The following is an 18,663-nucleotide window of genomic DNA, read 5'->3' on the forward strand; positions in this document are numbered from 1 at the left end:
CTAAGCTTTCTCCATTTGCTAAAACTAAAATTTCACGTTTTTTAGCGATTCCTTCAGCAATACGATACATCATACGACGCATAACTGTCATGGTATAGCTATTTGGAATGTTTTCATAAATAGCTGTTTGTAATTCAGTAAACGGAACAACGTGTACGTTAATTTCATCTACTGGCGCATAATGTGCATTTTTCTCCATTAAGTCTAATACTTTTTGTTTTGATCGAACTGATGTATACGGTGGTGATGCAAAGTGAATCGCTTCAATTTCAACTCCACGTTTTTGCATTAAATATCCCGCTACTGGGCTATCAATTCCACCAGAAATCATTAAAAGACCTTTCCCACTAATTCCAACAGGGAATCCACCTAATCCTTTAATATGTTCTGCCATGATGAATGTTCCTTCACGACGAACCTCAACAAATACTGTCACATCTGGATGATGAACATCTACCGATAAATGTTCAGTATTAATTAATAAGTGAGCTCCCACTCCACGTGAAATTTCACCTGAAGTCATTGGAAATTGTTTTTGAGCGCGCTTTGTTTCGACTTTAAATGTTGTAGGAACTTGTGGCATTTCTTTAATAATCTCTAAAGCTAATGCTTTCATAGCATCAATATCATTTTCACAACGAGCACATAAGCTATATGACTGTAATCCAAATACTTTATCTAATTGCTCTGTCACTAATTCTGGCGCCGTTCCATTTAAAATAATATAGAAACGATCACGTGTGATTTCATACGTAATGTTTTCTAACGAACGACATTTACGACGGATAATACGGTGTAAGGCATTTTTAAAATACTTACGATTCTTTCCTTTAATTGATAATTCACCATAGCGAACTAATATACGGTCATAAATCATTTCATCATTTCCTTCCTCATTTGTACAACGACAAGTTTTAGTGCATTTATGAATTGTGTCGCTTCTTCAAGTGTTGACGTATTAGCAAAGCTTAATCGTACGCTATCTAAAGCCACCTCTTCACTAACTCCAAGTGCTAGTAAAATTCTTGATGCTTGAGCAGACTTTGACGAACAAGCTGATTTAGCAGAGATATAAACATCATGTTCCTCTAAAGCATGAACTAATGTTTCCCCTTTAATATTCTCAACAGCAAAATTAATAATGTATGGTGTTAATTCAGGATAGCAGTCATTTACCGTTACTCCGTCCATCGCTTTTAATTCTTTTACTGTATAGTCATATAATGATTTAACATGATTATAATTTGCATTTAAAGGTTCAATCGCTAATCGCAAAGCTTTGGCTAAAGCTACTGCCCCTGCTACATTAATCGTTCCTGAACGAAGGCCATACATTTGATGACCACCTGTAATTTCAGGAACAAGTTTTAAATATTGATTCATTACGAGAGCTCCACACCCTTTTAAGCCATGAAACTTATGAGCAGAGAATGATAATAAATCAATATTCATTTTATCCATATCAACAGGAATTTTCCCTACACTTTGAACAGCATCAACATGAAATTTTATTTTTGGATATTTTTTAATTAATTGTCCAATTTCATAAATTGGGAAAATCATTCCCATTTCATTGTTAACATGCATACAAGAAATTAAAATCGTATCTTCACAAATTGCTTCTTCAATTTGTTTTAAAATTTCTGTTTTAGATTTTTTTACATCAATGAAAGTTACGCGAAAACCTTCTTGTTCCAGGTCTTCGGCTGTTTCATAAACTGAGGCATGCTCCACTGGGGTTGTAATGATATGACAACCACGATTTTTATAGGCATGACAGACACCACGAATGGCTAAATTATTACTTTCTGTTGCACCAGATGTAAAAATCACTTTATGTTGCTTAGCATTCAATAAAGATAAGGTTTGTTTTTCTGCTTGAATTAATAGTTGTTCAGCACGAGCTCCAAAGGCATGAAGTGAGCTTGGGTTTCCCCAGAAGTTCTGATTAACTTTTGTAAAAGCTGTCAACACTTCTGGATCAACTGAAGTGGTCGCGCTATTATCTAAATAAATCATGGTCATTCTCCTTCCGACATAAACATCTCACGCCCATTTTAAACGTCCATTCTTACTACTAATCTCACTATAAATTAGTGTATTTCACGTTTCGACATTATACCACATTTATGATAGAATCACAAATGACGATTTTCGTAAACGTCTATGATAAATAAAATGGTCATTCTATGATTTGTTTACATTATAAAATATGAGGAAATAAGGAGCTTTGCGAGAAAAAAATTAATTTCCTCCACTACTAACATATGTTGTCTTACGGAAAAAATCTCTCTTTATCGTTATTATCTCCCACTTAGACTGAATTATTTCCATTTCACTACTTCAATCGTTTCAAATAAAAAAGACTATCTATCAAAGTTATCCTCCTTGTATAGATAGTCTCCCCATTTACTTTCTATAATAAATAACAATCTAATTCTTGTTTAAACTGATCAAATGTAAAATCAAACGCTGAACCTTCTAATGTTTTAATTAAATCTTTCATGTTATGAATCACTGTTTCATAATTTCCTTGTCTGAATTGATCTTCTGCAATCGTTAAATCGACCACGTACATGCCTTCACGGCCAATATAACGATGTCCATAAACCATTAAACGCTCTGCTAATTTTAATTGCTGAACCTCTTTTTCAACTTTAAAACTGAGCATTTGAATCATATCCTCAGCGGTTTTTAATTGCTCCTCAATCGCCGTAATATTAATTGGCATTTGCCCAATCGTCTCAAATAATGACATCATCATTTGATTCGCTGAGCCCATCATTTGTTTTATCTCGTCATTCTTAACTGGTAACTTCACTTGTTGATAGTATCCTTTTAAATCATTAAAGGCTTTTAATAACTTAAGCGCACGTTGACGAGCCTCTTTTTCCCCCGCATATAAGTTTTCAATTTCATGTTCAAATATGTTTAACTGTTGTTCAATCTCATCCATTTGATTTAAAATCTCATCTAACTCACGACAAAGAATTGAATTGGCCGTTTGTTTTTGTTGCGCATTTTTTTCTAAAAATTCATATTTATTCGTGATAATTTTAACCTCATTTAAAATGAAATTAAAGTTATCTTCATCTTCTTCAGGTAATGTATAATTTGATTTGATATTATCATAACGTTGACTTAAATGATCGGCCTGTTTATTCATTTTTGAAATGGACTCTTTAACTTCTTTTAATCCAGCCGTTAAAGAATCTTGAATCTCTAATTCCTTTTTCATGAATGTAATCATTTGTTTCGCATCTTGACTCATTTCCATCAAGCGTGTTTCGATTTGCTCAAATTCAAACTGTTTAATTAAATCCGTCATTTGTGATAACTGTTCTTTATAAATCGATATTGTTTCTTCAATTTCTAAATGTTTTAAATAGACACCTGACTGTGTTAAGTTTTCATAGCTTTTTAAAACATCTTTTAATAAAGGTCGAATCTCAGTTTTAATACTCGTTAAATAAATCGGTACACGATCAAAAATAATCGTTACTTTTTCCATCTCTATTTTAATCGTCGCAATGGTTTCATCTGCTACATCATAATTACAATCTTCCATACATTCATTAAATTTAAAAAATAAACTTTCAATGTCTTTAAATAACTGTTTAATTTCTTCTTTAAATTCAGTAAATTGATCAATTTCCCCCTCATATTGAATCTTTAACTGTTCAAAGTGTTCTTTTAACCCTAAGACGTTTGAACGACTACGTTCTTCTGATTTTTTTAACTCTTTAATTTCATTTAATAAACCCTCAACCTCTTGATTGAGCCCCTCTAATTGTTGATGCGTCTCCTCTAATAATTCATCAACCTCGGAAAAGCTACGTTGTGACACCAACTCTTCCGCATAAATAATTTGTTCCGTGACAGTAATAAATTGTGCTTCTAATTTCCCCCAACGTTGTTCCCATTGTTGCACCATTTTTACAATGCGTTCACTCTTTTTTGTACTGCGTAACTTTGCTAACTCAAACGGTACCGTCTTATTAGATATCTCATGTTTGAAATAATCAAGCTCATCGATTTTCGTATAATACTGTTTCTTCTTTGAGACAATAATGATTGAATATAATAATACAGTCACGAGAACAATGACCATTACAATCAAGAGTATTAACTTAAAATCTCCCATAGTATCCTCCATCACGATTATTAATAATTATTTTTTATCTTACAATAATATCATAATTTAATCAAAAAATCCTATTCTTTCTATGTTTTTCTTATATTTTTTGTTATAATTTTCTCCAACTTATAGATTAAATCTCAGGGGGAATTTAAGATGTTTCAAAAAGAAGCTTACACTGGAACTTTAGAAGAAAATTACGAACTCGTTTTAGCACAATTAAAAGCTTTAATTGCAGGAGAATCGGATTTAATTGCAAACCTCTCTAATGCATCTGCCTTACTAAATGTATTTTTAGAGGAAATTAACTGGGTCGGATTCTATCTCGTAAAAAACAACCAACTCGTACTAGGACCCTTTCAAGGACTACCAGCCTGCATTCGTATTCCATTTGATAAGGGAGTTTGTGGTTATGTTGCAACAACAAAGCAAACTGCATTAGTTCAAAATGTTCATGAATTTGTTGACCATATTGCTTGTGATAGTGCAACCAACTCTGAAATTGTCGTTCCGATTATTAAAGATAACGAATTAATGGGGGTCCTTGATATTGATAGTCCGCTTTTGAATCGATTTTCAAAAACCGATCAACATTACTTAGAAAAATTCGTTCAAATTTTGGTTGAATCACTTATTTAAACCTTTTTTTGTAGAGATTAAATGGTAAATGTATGAGATAGGGATTTTTTGTTGACAATACAAATGAAAGTTGATATTATACTTGAGTGCGTATATTAAAGGCAGCTGTTTATCAGACTATAACGTTTAGATTAAACCTCAGTAAAGCTTGGCTTGGCTGATGGCATATCGTATAACCTTTTGGCTGCAAAGGCGAGGATATGAGATTTTAATCTATCTTATAGGTAAAGATAAATTTTCTCCTTTTTTGATATGCAAAATCAAATTTCTTACAAATTAAAGGAGGTATTAGCATGGCTCGTTATACTGGACCAAGCTGGAAAATTTCTCGTCGTTTAGGATACTCTATCTTAGAAAACGGAAAAGAATTACAAAAACGCCCTTATGCACCTGGGCAACACGGACAATCTCGTAAAAAAATCTCTGAATACGGATTACAATTACAAGAGAAACAAAAATTACGTCATGCTTATGGAATGACTGAGCGTCAATTCCGTCGTACATACGATAAAGCTGGTAAATTAGCAGGTAAACATGGTGAGAACTTCTTATACATGTTAGAATCTCGTTTAGATAACTTAGTTTATCGTTTAGGATTAGCTGCGACTCGTCGTCAAGCTCGTCAATTAGTAAACCACGGACACATTACTGTAGATGGAAAACGCGTTGATATTCCTTCTTACTCAGTAAAACCAGGACAAACAATCTCTTTACGTGAAAAATCAGCTAACTTAGCTGTAGTTAAAGCGTCTTTAGAGGCTACTATCCACCGTCCAGACTTCGTAACTTTCGATGAAGCTACAATGACAGGAACTTATGTACGTTTACCAGAACGTTCAGAAGTATTCGCTGACATCCACGAAAACTTAATCGTAGAGTTCTACAGCCGTTAATCTTTAATGGCTCATTAAAAAAGACTTCGGATTTTCCGAAGTCTTTTTTTTATTTTACTGGCTCATATAATTCCTGTAATAAAGCCATAAAAATTTGAACGCGTTTACTCAAAACAACGCCATCTTTTGTCACGTAATAAAATAATCGTGATAATTGATATCCCTCATCTTCTAAATACTCAATTCCCTCAAACTTTTGTTTCTTCATTAACGTTGAAGTAAAGGTAACTGAGGGTTGCTGTCTGAGCGTTTCTTTAATAATATAGTTACTCCCCAGAATAATTCGACGATACGGTGTAATTCCATAATTCTCTAAAAAGAAATCAGTTCTCTCTCTCGTCCCTGATCCTGACTCTCGTAATAACCATACTTGCTCATTAAAAAACTGATGATAGTGTTCTGGATTGTTTGGAGGAACTAAACTACTCGTGTAGGCTACTTGTAGCACATCCCGATAAAATGGGACTCGATTCAATTGATCACTTTCTATCTCAGTTTCAACTAACCCAATCTCAAGCTCTAATTGATTCACTTTATTTAAAATAGACTGACTATTTTCAATGGTAACTTCAAAACTGAGGGCAGGATATAACTTAGATAACTCTCCAAGAATAGAAGGTAGCAGATACTCTCCAATCGTCAAACTAGCTCCAATTTTTAGGGTTCCTTTAACTTCCATTGCGTGTGATTTAATTTCATTAATCATATCATCATACTGATGAACAATTTCTTTTGCACGTTTAAATAAAATTTCCCCATCTGATGTTAATAAAAAGTTTTTTTCTTTATTAGATCGCAAAATAAGTTTGGTATCAAGTTGTTTTTCAAGTCCTAAAATATGCAAACTAACTGCCGGTTGTGATAGGTTTAACTTCTTTGCCGCCTTTGTAAAGTTCTGATTTTCGACTACCTGAATAAATGATCTTAATTCATCAATCATATTTGACACCTCTATTATTATTTTTACTTATTGTTAGCATTATAACAATTAATTTTACTTATAATAAGACCTGTTATATACTAATAACGTAGAACTTAGATGAAGGAGCGTTTTAAATGAAAACTCGAAATTTTATGCAACAAAAGTTTGTAAACGTTAAAGAGCTATTACCTGGTCTTATTGTCTGCATTATAATCGGGTTAATTTCCAAATACGTTGGAACCTTTGTTCCAGCACTCGGAGGTGCGACGATTGCGATTTTACTCGGCCTATTACTTGGGAATACAGTTTTAACACATAAAAGCTTCTATAAAGGGGTTCGTTTTTCAGAATCTAACTTACTTTCTTACTCTATTGTTTTATTAGGCGGAACTTTAAGCTATAAGGTTATTTTACAATTAGGTGTTTCAGGTGTTAGTTTCATCGTACTACAAATGATTTTAACCATTATTTTTTGTATCCTTGTTGGAAAAAAACTTGGATTCTCAGAAGATTTCCGCTTATTAATGGCAGCAGGTAACGCTGTCTGCGGATCTTCAGCTATTGGAGCGACCGCACCTGTTATAAAGGCAAACGACGTGGATAAATCTATTACGATTACATTAGTTAACTTAACTGGAACCATCTTAATGATGATTTTACCCTTTTTAACCTCTATTCTTTATGGAAATGAAACCATTAAATCATCAGCTTTAATCGGAGGAACCTTGCAATCAGTTGGCCAAGTTGTTGGAAGTGGTTCAATGGTTAACCATGATGTGTTACAATACGCGACCATCTTTAAAATTGTCCGAATTATTTTCTTAGTATTTGTTATTTTATCATTTGCTAAACTGAAAAAAGATGAAGAAAACCATGAAGCAGAATTACATCATCAACAACCAAAAGCAAAAATTAAAATTCCATGGTATGTCATTGGATTCTTTATCATGTGTTTCTTATTCAGTGTTGGAATCATTAATGAAAATATATCACATGGATTTAAACAAATTAGTAACTATTTAGAAATCTTTGCATTGGCCGGAATCGGAATGAGTGTTAAATTCAAAGATTTAATGAAAGCAGGCGTCAAAAGCGGGATTTACTGTTTATTAATCGGAATTGCCCAAATTATGATCGCCGTTGTTTTAATCGGGATTTTACTATAAAATTTTTTAAGGCACCTCATGGTGTCTTTTTTTGTTATCTTATTATGAACCTACTGACAGATAAAAAAGTTTTTATTGTCCTTTTCTTTCTCAATTGATACTAGTCTTAACGGCAATGGTGGCTGTATTTATTTTTTTCTTCTGACACTAAACGAAATCATCACATAAAAAAATCCGTTTAATCAAACGGATTCTTTCTAATGAATCTTTCACGATAGATGGATTTGAGTCGGGATGACGACCCTTTATAGGGAGAACCTAACCTCTCAAAGAGAGAAATCCTCCACTGTTAGGGTGATTCGTTAAAGATTTTTACGCTATGAAAAACTTAACGCTACTTATATATTTTAGTCGATTCGATAATTGAGGAATCCCATATTCATTTCATGATTTCTTCTTGTTAAATCTTGCTTACTTTCAATCTGATTTGACCAGCTCACCGCATAGTTCAATTCAATAAATCCAGCTAATGATACTTTGAAATTTGTTTCCCAAAGATTATTCATCGGCCATGAGTAAAGTTCATAGTCAGTCGCCTTCGTATACTTAGGATGATATAATTTTTTTGCATTTTCATATCTTAAGGGGGACGTATAAATTAATGGGGTGTCCGGCATGGCGATGCTCATTCCATAACTGCCTTTTTTTAATCCAACCCCTTCTTGAACCAAGTAATAATCACAATTTGTTCCCAATAATTGATCTTTCTTCAATTGAACAGTACATCCTGTTTTCTCTGCAAATAAGTCCATTTTTTGCTGATTATAAGCAAAAGGTAGCGCAACGTAGAGACTTTCAGGATCCCAAACACTCATCTTGTTTAGAATAACTTGAACCTCAACTTTACAAATATCATGATAAATTTTAAGCTCGACCTTTGCGAGTGTTGTTCCCTCTAATTCTAAATCCAGTTGAATCTTTCCATAAATCTCTCCTATTTCATTGATCGTAATCTGTTTAATGTGTGCATAATATACCTCATGATTTGCTCCACGCATATTCCGCCCGAGTCTTGAACGCACGCTATATTGATCCGATGTCGTTTGAGAGTAAGCTTTTGAACATTCATAAATAGGCATAAATGCACCTGTTTCAGATGAGGGATCTAGCAATTCCACCTGATTTACTTTATCATACCAACTTATAATTCCATGTTGTTTGTTCCACGAAATTCTTACATGCCCATTCTCATAGGTCTGATCATACTTAATAACAGCTCTTTTATCCTCGTATAAAAATATATCATCATACCCTTGGACACAGGCTGATTCATTCTTAATTTTGATATAATGCACTGGATGCTCTCGTCTTTCCACCCAAAAGGTTCGTTCTTCATTCGCTTCTAATGTGGCAATAAAATGGATTGCCTCTCCTCTTGGCTGACGTTCAATTTGAGTGGCATATTCATTTCCTAAATCATCAACGACGACATTAATCAAATTTGAAGTTTCCCAGTAATCTAAAAATAATTTTACACACTCGGTGACTGTTCGCGAATGAGGATTTATCACTTTAAACTTTGGCTCTCGATTTGGTTTTAAACTCGTCATCCCTCTTGCCTCCAGAACATTTAAATAATTTCTAATCGCTAATTCATGCGCACGTGCAGCATACGATGATTTTTTGTAATCCATTAGGTTAACCAGTGAATTCCAAGGATTTGTAATCGAAGCAGAATGTCCCCATGTATGTTCCGCATACAACATTAACATTTCTTCACATTCATTAACTAACTTGTTGTCACACAGATTTTCATCTATCATCTTTGTCATTTGTAATAAACGTTGTGCTTCTTTATAGACTTTTACCGCGTTTGGTGTACTTCCTACACCAAACGCCCACCAATCTGGCCAATCCCCTCTATACGTTTGGATTTCAACCTCACTCGCCCTGACACGATCAAATAATTCCTCAAGCGTCGACATCTTAATTATAACTTCATGCGAAAAATTCTCATTCCACCACTGTACAAATTCCAATACCTCAAGATTAGCTGAACTATTATCCGTTGGGAGTCCATGAACGGTAATCGGAACAAAGTTATATTCATAAGCTTGATCCTCTAATGATTTAAGGTATCGATACATACGTTTATGCCCATATTCTTTTAATTTATCTTGCGTAAAAGAATCTCGAAGTTCATCCTTATGAACATATGATCCTGTTGCTGTTTTTACAATCCCAAACTCATTCCCAAAGTGATAATGCTCCCCATTCCAGACTAACACTTTATTCCCCTTTTCGGACTCCCAATAAAAAGGCATTAACTTCCTAAATAAAGGATACATTCCATGATGAGTATGAACACAGGATAATAAATTTTCAATTCCATTCTCAGCTAGTGCATCAACAAATCCCCAAGAATAACCGTTAATATCGGCTGTCATGGCACATCTAACCTCTTTTTCAATGCTCTTTCCATAATCAACAGATTTTTTGATTTGATTCTTTAATACCTGGTCATCAATTAATTCTGTCATATTTAAATAGCTTCCCGTCAGTTCAATTCCACCATTTTTCACACATGTTTCAAAACGCTTTCTCCATGATTCATCAACTCTTCTTAAAAAAGTTTCAACACCCCAAAAGGCCTCACATACCCATTTAAAATCTTTCTCTTTTCCCTGAACTCTTAATCCCTCTAAAATCTCAATGACTTGTTTAATAAAGTTCACATGATAAAACTCAATCACTTCTTGACTTTGCGTATATCCAATATCAGTGTGTGTATGATGAATTAATAAAACTTCCCATTTTTTCGTTAATTTTATTTTTGACATATCAGTTCGCTCCTTAGCCTCTTTGATAGATACATTTTTTTAATATTATAAATCCCTCTAACACTCTCTCTTTTCATTAAGCGCTATCTCGAATATAATCTTATTATAATAAACTATGGTAAATATCAAATAATCCAGAACGAATAAAAATTTGACCTATTGTGCAAGGAGCTATTATGGGAATTGATAAATTTTATATCTTTAATTTAGTATCAGATATTTTAATTCAGGAAAAATTCGGTCGCTTTGTGATAACCATTAAACCAGATAGTCTATGTAAATTTGATCAGATCTCTCCAACTAATAAGGTACACCGTCACGATTACTACGAACTTTGTTTTGTGATTGAAGGAACAGGAGAATATCTTCATGGTGACAAACTTTATAATTTAAATAAAGGCGATATTTTTATCTGTAACCCTCTTATTGAACATGAGATTAGGCTCAAAGCTTCCATTAATGGAACTTATTCATCTGAGCTTTATTTAATCTTTTTTGTGATTACCCTTGATTACATTCATGCTATTTCACCTACTCATTTTCCCTCTATTGAAGAAAAAATTCTTCATTCTTTTACTCAGCAGCATGAAATAGTTGTTCATCATTGTGATCACATGTTTTCTTATATCGATTTTTTAATGAACCACATCGGGCCTAATACGCTAAATAATTATGGCATTTACAATATGATGAAAACAATGGCCTTCGAGGGTTTATCTTTATTATGTTCCAGTCAAAATAGCCATCCTCTCGATGCGAATCGCTATCCAAGTGAATTTAATCAATTGCTCATATTTATCGAAAGTAATTTAAATAAACCCATTACCATTCAAGATTTAGCTAATGCTTCTTATATGTCCCATCGAAATTTACATTATCTCTTCAATAAATATGTCCACAAAACGCCAAAAGAATATATTAATACTCGTAAGATTAATCTCGCCAAGCTCTATTTACGAATGAACTATAAAGTAGGCGAGGTTGCCTTACTTGTTGGAATTCAAGATGTGGGTCAATTTAGTCGTCTCTTCAAAAAACAATGCGGAATTTCTCCTAAAGCCTTTCAACAATCAAAGGTAAGTTAATTCATAAAAAAAGAAATCGTGAAAAAATTAAACTTTTCTCACGATTTCTTTTTTTTGACTAAACGTGTTTAATTAAGAAATATTTCTTCTTACCACGGCGGATGACTGTAAACTTACCACCAATTGCATTTTCTTTTGATACAATAAATTCTAAATTATTAACTTTTTCTCCGTTAATTAAGATTGAATTATTATTGATGAATTCACGTGATTCACGTTTTGAGCTAGCCGCTTTAGCAAACACTAAGGCATCCACTAAGTTAAGATCTTCAGCTAATTCAACTGATGGAACATCTTTGAATCCAACTTCGATTTCTTCAGCAGTTAATCCTGCAAGGTTTCCACTGAATAAGGCTTCTGTAATTTTTAAGGCTTGTTCGTAAGCTTCAACACCATGAACTAAAGTTACCACTTCACGTGCTAATACTTTTTGTCCATGACGTAAATGTGGTGCTTCTTTAAATTCTGCTTCTACTGCTTCAATTTCTTCTTTTGTTAAGAATGTGAAGTATTTTAAGAATTTGACAACATCTTCGTCAGCTGTGTTGATTAAGAATTGGTATAACTCATATGGAGATGTTTTCTTACGATCTAACCAAACAGCTCCACCTGCTGTTTTTCCGAACTTTGTTCCATCCGCTTTTGTTACTAATGGCATTGTTAATCCAACTGCTTTTTCTTCATGTCCTAATTGTTTACGAATTAACTCAAGTCCAGAGGTAATATTCCCCCATTGATCCGATCCACCAATTTGTAACACACATTTTTTGGTTTCATATAAATGTTTGAAATCCATTCCTTGTAAAATCGTATAAGAGAATTCAGTGAATGTCATCCCTTTATCTAAACGTGAACATACAAGGTCTTTCGCTAAAATATAGTTAACATTAAAGTATTTCCCAACATCACGTAAGAAATCAAGCATATTAACATTTGAAGTCCAATCATAATTATTTACGATTTCAGCACCATTTGCTTCAGTCTCATTGAAATCTAAGAATTGAGATAATTGTCCTTTAATACTGTTAGACCATTTTTCAACTGTTTCTAAATTACTATCTGGACGTTCAACCGAACGACCTGACGGATCCCCGATTAATCCTGTTGCTCCTCCTACAAGAGCTAATGGTTTATGCCCTGCTAATTGGAATCGTTTTAAAATTAAAATCATTAATAAATGTCCAATATGTAAACTATCTGCTGTTGGGTCAAAACCACAGTATAACGTGATATTCCCTTTCTCAACTAACTCATCTAAAGCATCAAAATCCGTACAATCATTAATTAACCCACGCCATTGTAGGTCTTTTAAGAATTCATTTTTCATTTCATTCACCTCTTCAACAATATTTTGAAAGATATAACTTAATCAGCAGCCTTACAATGCTTCAAGCAATCAAATAAATGGATCCAAAACCCTCAGGACAAGTTGCACTAAGCTCTTATCCTAAAAATGATTCATTCCTAGTAGTAGGGCTCAGCTACACCTCGCCTAGAATATACGGATAACACACGCCCGAGGCGGTGTATAGTTCAGCTAAGTCGCTAACGCGACTAGCTGAGGACAACTAACAGCCCTTCGTGGGAATATCTAATCTTCGCAAGATATTCTAAACACTCAGGATAAGTTGGACTAAGTAATCGAAGATTACTAGTCCAACTAAAAATCCCTCCACTCTACGTATTGTAGAATGAAGGGACGATTATAGTCGCGGTACCACCCAACTTGTTAGATCAAAAAGGTTTTGATTTAACCACTTGATTTGATAACGGATTGTTTCCGGTTCATTTGAACATGCTCCAAGATTGTAATTCGATTTCATTATTGCCTTAGTTCTCACCGTCCACTAAGTCTCTGATACTGCATTTCAATGATTTCTACTGTGATCTTTTCATTGCATTATTATTTATCTTTTGACTGGATTATAACAAAAGCAGTCGAGCATTGTCAACCTTATTTTGTTGTATTACGCCATACAAATGAGTGAGGTAACGTGATTTGTGTTTCTGTTACTTCTTCCTCTTTCATTAACTTCGTTAATAAACGCATCGCAACTGCCCCAATATCGTATGTTGGGATATTGATTGTACTTAATTGAGGACGTGACATAATTGCATATTTTGTATTTTGGAATCCGATAATTTCTAACTCATCTGGCACACTAATTCCATGTTCAATGGCTGCATTCATAAACATAACAGCAACAGAGTCACGAACAGCTAAGGCTGCATCAGGTGCTTGGTTATTGGCAAAGAATTCTTTGAATGACTCTAATGAGTTTTCAAATTTATTGTATAAACCTAAGATACGTGGTTCAAGTCCCGCTTCAGCTAAGGCACGACGATATCCTTGTTCTTTTAAATCATTCATTGCATAATATGAACTTGACGTAATAAAGGCAATATCTTTATTTCCATTCTCAATTAATTTTTTAGTTGCTTCATAAGCCGCTAATTCATAATTAATTAAAACGGCTGGGATACGCTCATCTAAATCTTTAACTGATAATAAAACCGTTGGCACTGTATCATTTGCTAAACGTGTAATTTCCTCATCACTTAAACGATCGGCCATCATTAAAACACCGTCTACTTGAGAAGCAATCATGTTCTGCCAAACATTTGCTGCAATATCTAATTCATTATGTGTTACATTTAAGAACACTGAATAACGATATTTATCTGCGATATCAGCCACTCCATCAATCATTTCTGATACTGATGCACGAGAACATGTTGGAACAATTAATCCAACGTTTGTTGAACGACGACTTGCAAGTCCACGTGCAATCGCATTTGGACGGTATCCTAATTCATTGATTGCAGCTAAAACACGTTCACGAGTTTTTGGCTTTACTTTTTCTGGGTTATTTAAAACGCGAGATACTGTTGCTAGTGAAACATCCGCAACACGTGCCACATCGTAAATCGTTACTTTTGACATAACATCACTCCTAAATGTAAATTTTTCCTGTACCTATTTATCATTTTACCTTACACACTTTTCGTTTGCAAGCGTTAACATGCCCTTTATATTTCGATACATAGACAATTTTAGCGAAAATAAAACTATTTCGCAATAATATAATGAAAATTTTCATAAATAAACCGTTTGCTTTTTGAAAACTTATTCTATTATAGGCAGGAATGGGTTTTCATATTCTATTTTGAAAGATTTTTATAAAAATCATCAAATTCTTCCAAACTCATTTGTTGCGCAGCATCCGATAAAGCAACGCATGGATTCGGATGAACCTCTGCCATGATTCCATCTGCTCCTACCGCAAGTGCCGCTTTGGCAATCGGTAATAAAATATCCTTACGCCCTGTTGAATGAGTAATATCAACAAATACTGGTAAATGTGTTTCTTGTTTTAAAATTGGAACTGCAGAAATATCTAATGTATTACGAGTTGCTTTTTCGTAAGTACGAATTCCACGTTCACATAACATAACATTTGGATTTCCATGCATTGTAATATATTCAGCAGCATTAATGAACTCTTCAATCGTTGCACTTAAGCCTCGTTTTAATAGCACAGGTTTATCGATTTGCCCAACTGCCTTTAATAACGAGAAGTTTTGCATATTACGTGCTCCAATTTGAACCACATCTAAATAGGGTAAAGCTTCTTCTAAATCTTTTGCATCCATGATTTCACTAACCACGCGTAACCCATATTTTTTTGCTGTTTCCGACATAATTTTCAACCCTTCGACTCCTAAACCTTGGAAATCATATGGCGATGTACGTGGCTTAAATGCACCTCCACGGATGTATTTTAAACCTTTGTCTGCTAAATTCTTAGCCACGAGCTCCATTTGTTCTTTTGATTCAACGCTACATGGACCAAAAATCAGAGTTTGAACATCACCTCCGACAAAGTCACCTTGAACATCAATCACCGTATCATGAGCTTTATTTTTTCGAGATACTAATAATCCTTTTTGACTATTATCTTCTTGTAACTTCACACTCAACTTAAAGATTTCTTTAAAAATATGAACCATCATTTCATCCGTCATCGGTCCATTATTTTTAGCTTTTAAACTTTCTAAAATTTGATGTTCACGAATGGGATCATATTTTTTTAATCCTTGTTTATCTTTTTCGCGTCCTACTAATTCTACAATAGCAGTACGTTCGTTTAATAACTCAAGCATTTGTAAATTAATTTCATCTATACGATCTCTAAGCTGTTTTAGATTTTGATTTGTCATGTTTTCACCTCATCTGTCATTACTATTTCTATTATAACCAACTTTTCTGTTTTTTGAAAACTTTTCACTAATATTCTCATCAAAATAAAAAGAAACAAGTCGAAACTTGTTCCTTTTTAGGTTTTGATAATTATCCGCGTAACACAGCATCATGTTCTGCTGTTAAAGCATCTAATACTTTTTGATGTGTTGGTTGTAAATCTTCGTCTGTTAATGTTTTTTCACGATCTAAGTAGTAAAGTGAAATCGCAACAGATTTCTTACCTTCTTCTACTCCCTTACCTTCATAAATATCGAACACTTCAACTGTTTGTAATAATTTATTAGCAGCCTTTTTAATCGTTTGAACTAGGTCGTCAGCTAACACTTCACGATTTACCACTAAGGCAATATCACGAGTCATCCCTGGATGTTTAGCGATGATTTCATATCCAGGTTTTGATGTTTCTAATCCGTATAAAGCATCTAATGATAATTCAAAAACATATGTTTCATTTAAATCTAATTCTTGTTGTAAGGCAGGGTGAACTTGACCGACTACTCCAACTGTTACATCATTTACTAACACAACCGCACTACGTCCTGGATGGAAGTCTTTATATTCCGTTGCATCAACTGGACGATAAGTAACATTTAAATGACCCATTTCAGTTAATAATGTCTCAACATATCCTTTAGCTACAAAGAAGTCAACATTTTCAACTTTTCCTTGCCATTTATTTTGGATTAATTGTCCCGTTACCGCACCTGAAATTTTCGTTTCTTCTACGTAATCCCCTTCAGTTTGTCCGTATACTTTACCAATTTCATAAATTGCAACATTAGCCATTGTACGAGCATTGTTGTAACGAACGACTTCTAATAATCCTGGAATTGTTGATTGACGTAAGTAAGCACGCTCTTCACTCATTGGCATTGATAACTTAACGGTTTCTTTTACATCTGCTGGTAATGATAAGAATTGAGTCGCTTTTTCCTCACTTGTTAATGAATACGTAATCACTTGTGTTAGCCCACATGCTTTTAACGTTTCATGAGCACGATTACGTACTAATTGAATTGGTGAATATCCACCTTTAATATCTGTTGAAGGGAGGGTTGTTGGGATTTTATCGTATCCATAAATACGCCCCGCTTCTTCAATTAAATCTTCAACAATTGTAATATCTAAGCGTCGAGATGGCACATGAACTGTGAAGACTTCACCATTTAAATCATAAGTAAATTGTAAACGAGACCAAATTGATGCCACTTCATCCGTTGACATGTTTGTTCCTAAAACTGAGTTAATTTTTTCGGCTGTAATCTCAATGTCAACCGCTGTTAATTCAAATCGATCATCTGCCACGATTCCTTGGCAAACTTCACCATTTGCAAGCTCAGCTAATAATGAAGCTGCACGATTTAACGCTAACTCGACACGTTGAGGATCAATTCCCTTTTCAAAACGAGCTGACGCTTCAGAACGTAATCCTAAGCGAGTTGCTGTTTTACGAACTTGAAGACGATCAAACATTGCAGATTCTAATAAAACAGTTTTTGTTTCATCGGTAACCTCTGTATTTTCTCCCCCCATTACGCCGGCAATCGCAATTGGCGTTTTTCCGTCTGTAATGATGATATCTCCTTCAACCAATTCACGGTCTTGACCGTCTAACGTTTTAATTGTTTCACCATTAACAGCTTCACGTACAACGATTTCTTTTGACGTAATCGTCTCATAATCAAATGCATGTAATGGTTGTCCCATTTCTAACATGACGAAGTTTGTGACATCGACTACGTTATTTTTCGGACGCATCCCTGCTGCGATTAACATCGCTTGTAACCATTGTGGAGATTCCTTAATTTCAACATTTTTCACCACGCGTGTTAAATAAGCTGGTGATTTTTCTGTGTTAGATGTTACTTTGATTAAATCTTTAGCTGCTTCTGCTACTTCGTTAACAGAAACCTCTTCAAATTTAACCTCACGTGATAAAATAGCTCCAACTTCGTAAGCCACTCCATACATAGATAAACAATCCATACGGTTAGGTGTTAATCCTAATTCAATGACCGTATCATTGAATTTTAAATATTCTAATGCATCCATTCCAACCGGTGCATCATCCGCACAAACGAAGATTCCTTCAGCATAAGCTGTTGGAACTAATTTTTGCTCAATTCCTAATTCTTTTAATGAACAGCACATTCCGTTTGATTCTTCACCGCGTAATTTAGAACGTTTAATTTTAAAGTTTCCTGGTAAAACAGCTCCTGGTTTAGCGACAATAATTTTTTGTCCCGCAGCTACGTTTTTCGCTCCACAAACGATTTGAAGAACCCCTTCTTCTCCTCCAACATCTACTTGGCAAACCGATAATTTATCGGCATTTGGATGTTGAACACGTTCTAAAACATGACCAATAACAATATTTGTTGCATCTGATAAGATATTTACTGATTCTACTTCGATTCCTGTGCGTGTAATACGCTCTGCTAATTCTTTTGGATCAATATCGCTAATATTGACATATTGATTTAACCAATTTACTGAAACTAACATGTTATAGCCTCCAATTCCTATTAAAAATGTCTTATTTAAATTGATTGATAAATCTTAAATCATTTGTATAGAAGTTACGGATATCTTCAATTCCGTATTTAAGCATTGCAATACGTTCTGCTCCAATACCAAAGGCAAATCCTTGATATACTTTTGAGTCAAATCCAGACATTTCTAATACGTTTGGATGAACCATACCTGCTCCTAAAATTTCAATCCATCCTGTACCTTTACAAATGTTACATCCACATCCACCACATTTTGAGCATGT

13 protein-coding genes, 1 pseudogene and 1 other annotated feature are annotated in these 18,663 nt (G+C 34.2%); of the genes and pseudogenes, 4 read left to right on the plus strand and 10 right to left on the minus strand.

The genetic code is table 11. The features are described from left to right. The 3 genes from thiI to QWC74_RS11285 all read right to left on the minus strand — a co-directional run. Positions 1 to 877, minus strand: an 877-nt coding sequence (gene thiI, locus QWC74_RS11275; protein WP_288994067.1) for a tRNA uracil 4-sulfurtransferase ThiI, incomplete at its 3' end; no start/stop codon positions are given. Next, positions 874 to 2,019 (minus strand): cysteine desulfurase family protein, encoded by a 1,146-nt coding sequence (locus QWC74_RS11280; protein WP_006785357.1) that lies wholly within the window; start codon positions 2,017 to 2,019, stop codon positions 874 to 876. The genes QWC74_RS11280 and thiI, both read right to left, overlap by 4 nt. A gap of 397 nt (positions 2,020 to 2,416) precedes the next feature. After that, on the minus strand, positions 2,417 to 4,144 hold the full coding sequence (locus QWC74_RS11285; protein ID WP_006785356.1) for a septation ring formation regulator EzrA: 1,728 nt from the start codon (positions 4,142 to 4,144) through the stop codon (positions 2,417 to 2,419). A gap of 150 nt (positions 4,145 to 4,294) precedes the next feature. Here QWC74_RS11285 and QWC74_RS11290 point away from each other — a divergent pair, with 150 nt between their 5' ends. Next, positions 4,295 to 4,777 (plus strand): GAF domain-containing protein, encoded by a 483-nt coding sequence (locus QWC74_RS11290; protein ID WP_006785355.1) that lies wholly within the window; start codon positions 4,295 to 4,297, stop codon positions 4,775 to 4,777. A 293-nt stretch (positions 4,778 to 5,070) separates the two neighbouring features. Beyond that, the gene (rpsD, locus tag QWC74_RS11295) at positions 5,071 to 5,670 is read left to right on the plus strand and encodes a 30S ribosomal protein S4 (RefSeq protein WP_009607141.1); all 600 of its coding nucleotides are present in this window, start codon (positions 5,071 to 5,073) and stop codon (positions 5,668 to 5,670) included. Positions 5,671 to 5,719: 49 nt separating this feature from the next. On the opposite strand, the gene QWC74_RS11300 is transcribed toward rpsD, so the two are convergent. Continuing rightward, on the minus strand, positions 5,720 to 6,610 hold the full coding sequence (locus QWC74_RS11300; protein WP_006785352.1) for a LysR family transcriptional regulator: 891 nt from the start codon (positions 6,608 to 6,610) through the stop codon (positions 5,720 to 5,722). Between the two features lie 116 nt (positions 6,611 to 6,726). On the opposite strand from QWC74_RS11300, the gene QWC74_RS11305 reads away from it, so the two are divergent. Continuing rightward, positions 6,727 to 7,758, plus strand: a complete 1,032-nt coding sequence (locus QWC74_RS11305) for a YeiH family protein (RefSeq protein WP_006785351.1) — start codon at positions 6,727 to 6,729, stop codon at positions 7,756 to 7,758. Positions 7,759 to 8,105: 347 nt separating this feature from the next. Here the strand turns inward: QWC74_RS11305 and QWC74_RS11310 are convergent, their stop codons facing one another. Next, a complete protein-coding gene (locus QWC74_RS11310; RefSeq protein WP_006785350.1) occupies positions 8,106 to 10,538 on the minus strand; it encodes a glycoside hydrolase family 38 C-terminal domain-containing protein in 2,433 nt (810 codons plus the stop codon). A gap of 176 nt (positions 10,539 to 10,714) precedes the next feature. On the opposite strand from QWC74_RS11310, the gene QWC74_RS11315 reads away from it, so the two are divergent. Next, a complete protein-coding gene (locus tag QWC74_RS11315; RefSeq protein ID WP_006785349.1) occupies positions 10,715 to 11,623 on the plus strand; it encodes a helix-turn-helix domain-containing protein in 909 nt (302 codons plus the stop codon). Between the two features lie 58 nt (positions 11,624 to 11,681). Here the strand turns inward: QWC74_RS11315 and tyrS are convergent, their stop codons facing one another. The 5 genes and pseudogenes from tyrS to pheS form a co-directional block, all read right to left on the minus strand. Beyond that, positions 11,682 to 12,950 (minus strand): tyrosine--tRNA ligase, encoded by a 1,269-nt coding sequence (gene tyrS / locus QWC74_RS11320; RefSeq protein WP_006785348.1) that lies wholly within the window; start codon positions 12,948 to 12,950, stop codon positions 11,682 to 11,684. Between the two features lie 365 nt (positions 12,951 to 13,315). Then, positions 13,316 to 13,528: a binding site (T-box leader), on the minus strand. A gap of 49 nt (positions 13,529 to 13,577) precedes the next feature. Beyond that, positions 13,578 to 14,567, minus strand: a complete 990-nt coding sequence (locus QWC74_RS11325) for a substrate-binding domain-containing protein (RefSeq protein WP_006785347.1) — start codon at positions 14,565 to 14,567, stop codon at positions 13,578 to 13,580. Between the two features lie 218 nt (positions 14,568 to 14,785). Continuing rightward, positions 14,786 to 15,844 (minus strand): bifunctional 3-deoxy-7-phosphoheptulonate synthase/chorismate mutase, encoded by a 1,059-nt coding sequence (locus QWC74_RS11330; RefSeq protein WP_006785346.1) that lies wholly within the window; start codon positions 15,842 to 15,844, stop codon positions 14,786 to 14,788. Between the two features lie 130 nt (positions 15,845 to 15,974). Further along, positions 15,975 to 18,392 carry a phenylalanine--tRNA ligase subunit beta gene (gene pheT / locus QWC74_RS11335; RefSeq protein WP_006785345.1) on the minus strand — a complete coding sequence of 806 codons (2,418 nt, stop codon included), beginning with the start codon at positions 18,390 to 18,392 and terminating at the stop codon, positions 15,975 to 15,977. 31 nt (positions 18,393 to 18,423) lie between these two features. Next, positions 18,424 to 18,663, minus strand: a pseudogene (gene pheS, locus QWC74_RS11340) (phenylalanine--tRNA ligase subunit alpha); the annotation flags it as partial.

The sequence above is a fragment of the uncultured Turicibacter sp. genome (genome assembly GCF_938044715.1).
Classification (GTDB): domain Bacteria; phylum Bacillota_I; class Bacilli_A; order MOL361; family Turicibacteraceae; genus Turicibacter; species Turicibacter sanguinis.

What these genes read in the sequence shown, in the direction of transcription:
- QWC74_RS11290 (WP_006785355.1), top strand. Translation starts at nt 4,295, where the DNA reads ATGTTTCAAAAAGAAGCTTACACTGGAACTTTAGAAGAAAATTACGAA.
- QWC74_RS11330 (WP_006785346.1), bottom strand. Translation starts at nt 15,844, where the DNA reads ATGACAAATCAAAATCTAAAACAGCTTAGAGATCGTATAGATGAAATT.
- tyrS (WP_006785348.1), bottom strand. Translation starts at nt 12,950, where the DNA reads ATGAAAAATGAATTCTTAAAAGACCTACAATGGCGTGGGTTAATTAAT.
- QWC74_RS11305 (WP_006785351.1), top strand. Translation starts at nt 6,727, where the DNA reads ATGAAAACTCGAAATTTTATGCAACAAAAGTTTGTAAACGTTAAAGAG.
- pheT (WP_006785345.1), bottom strand. Translation starts at nt 18,392, where the DNA reads ATGTTAGTTTCAGTAAATTGGTTAAATCAATATGTCAATATTAGCGAT.
- QWC74_RS11285 (WP_006785356.1), bottom strand. Translation starts at nt 4,144, where the DNA reads ATGGGAGATTTTAAGTTAATACTCTTGATTGTAATGGTCATTGTTCTC.
- QWC74_RS11315 (WP_006785349.1), top strand. Translation starts at nt 10,715, where the DNA reads ATGGGAATTGATAAATTTTATATCTTTAATTTAGTATCAGATATTTTA.
- QWC74_RS11325 (WP_006785347.1), bottom strand. Translation starts at nt 14,567, where the DNA reads ATGTCAAAAGTAACGATTTACGATGTGGCACGTGTTGCGGATGTTTCA.
- QWC74_RS11310 (WP_006785350.1), bottom strand. Translation starts at nt 10,538, where the DNA reads ATGTCAAAAATAAAATTAACGAAAAAATGGGAAGTTTTATTAATTCAT.
- QWC74_RS11300 (WP_006785352.1), bottom strand. Translation starts at nt 6,610, where the DNA reads ATGATTGATGAATTAAGATCATTTATTCAGGTAGTCGAAAATCAGAAC.
- rpsD (WP_009607141.1), top strand. Translation starts at nt 5,071, where the DNA reads ATGGCTCGTTATACTGGACCAAGCTGGAAAATTTCTCGTCGTTTAGGA.
- QWC74_RS11280 (WP_006785357.1), bottom strand. Translation starts at nt 2,019, where the DNA reads ATGATTTATTTAGATAATAGCGCGACCACTTCAGTTGATCCAGAAGTG.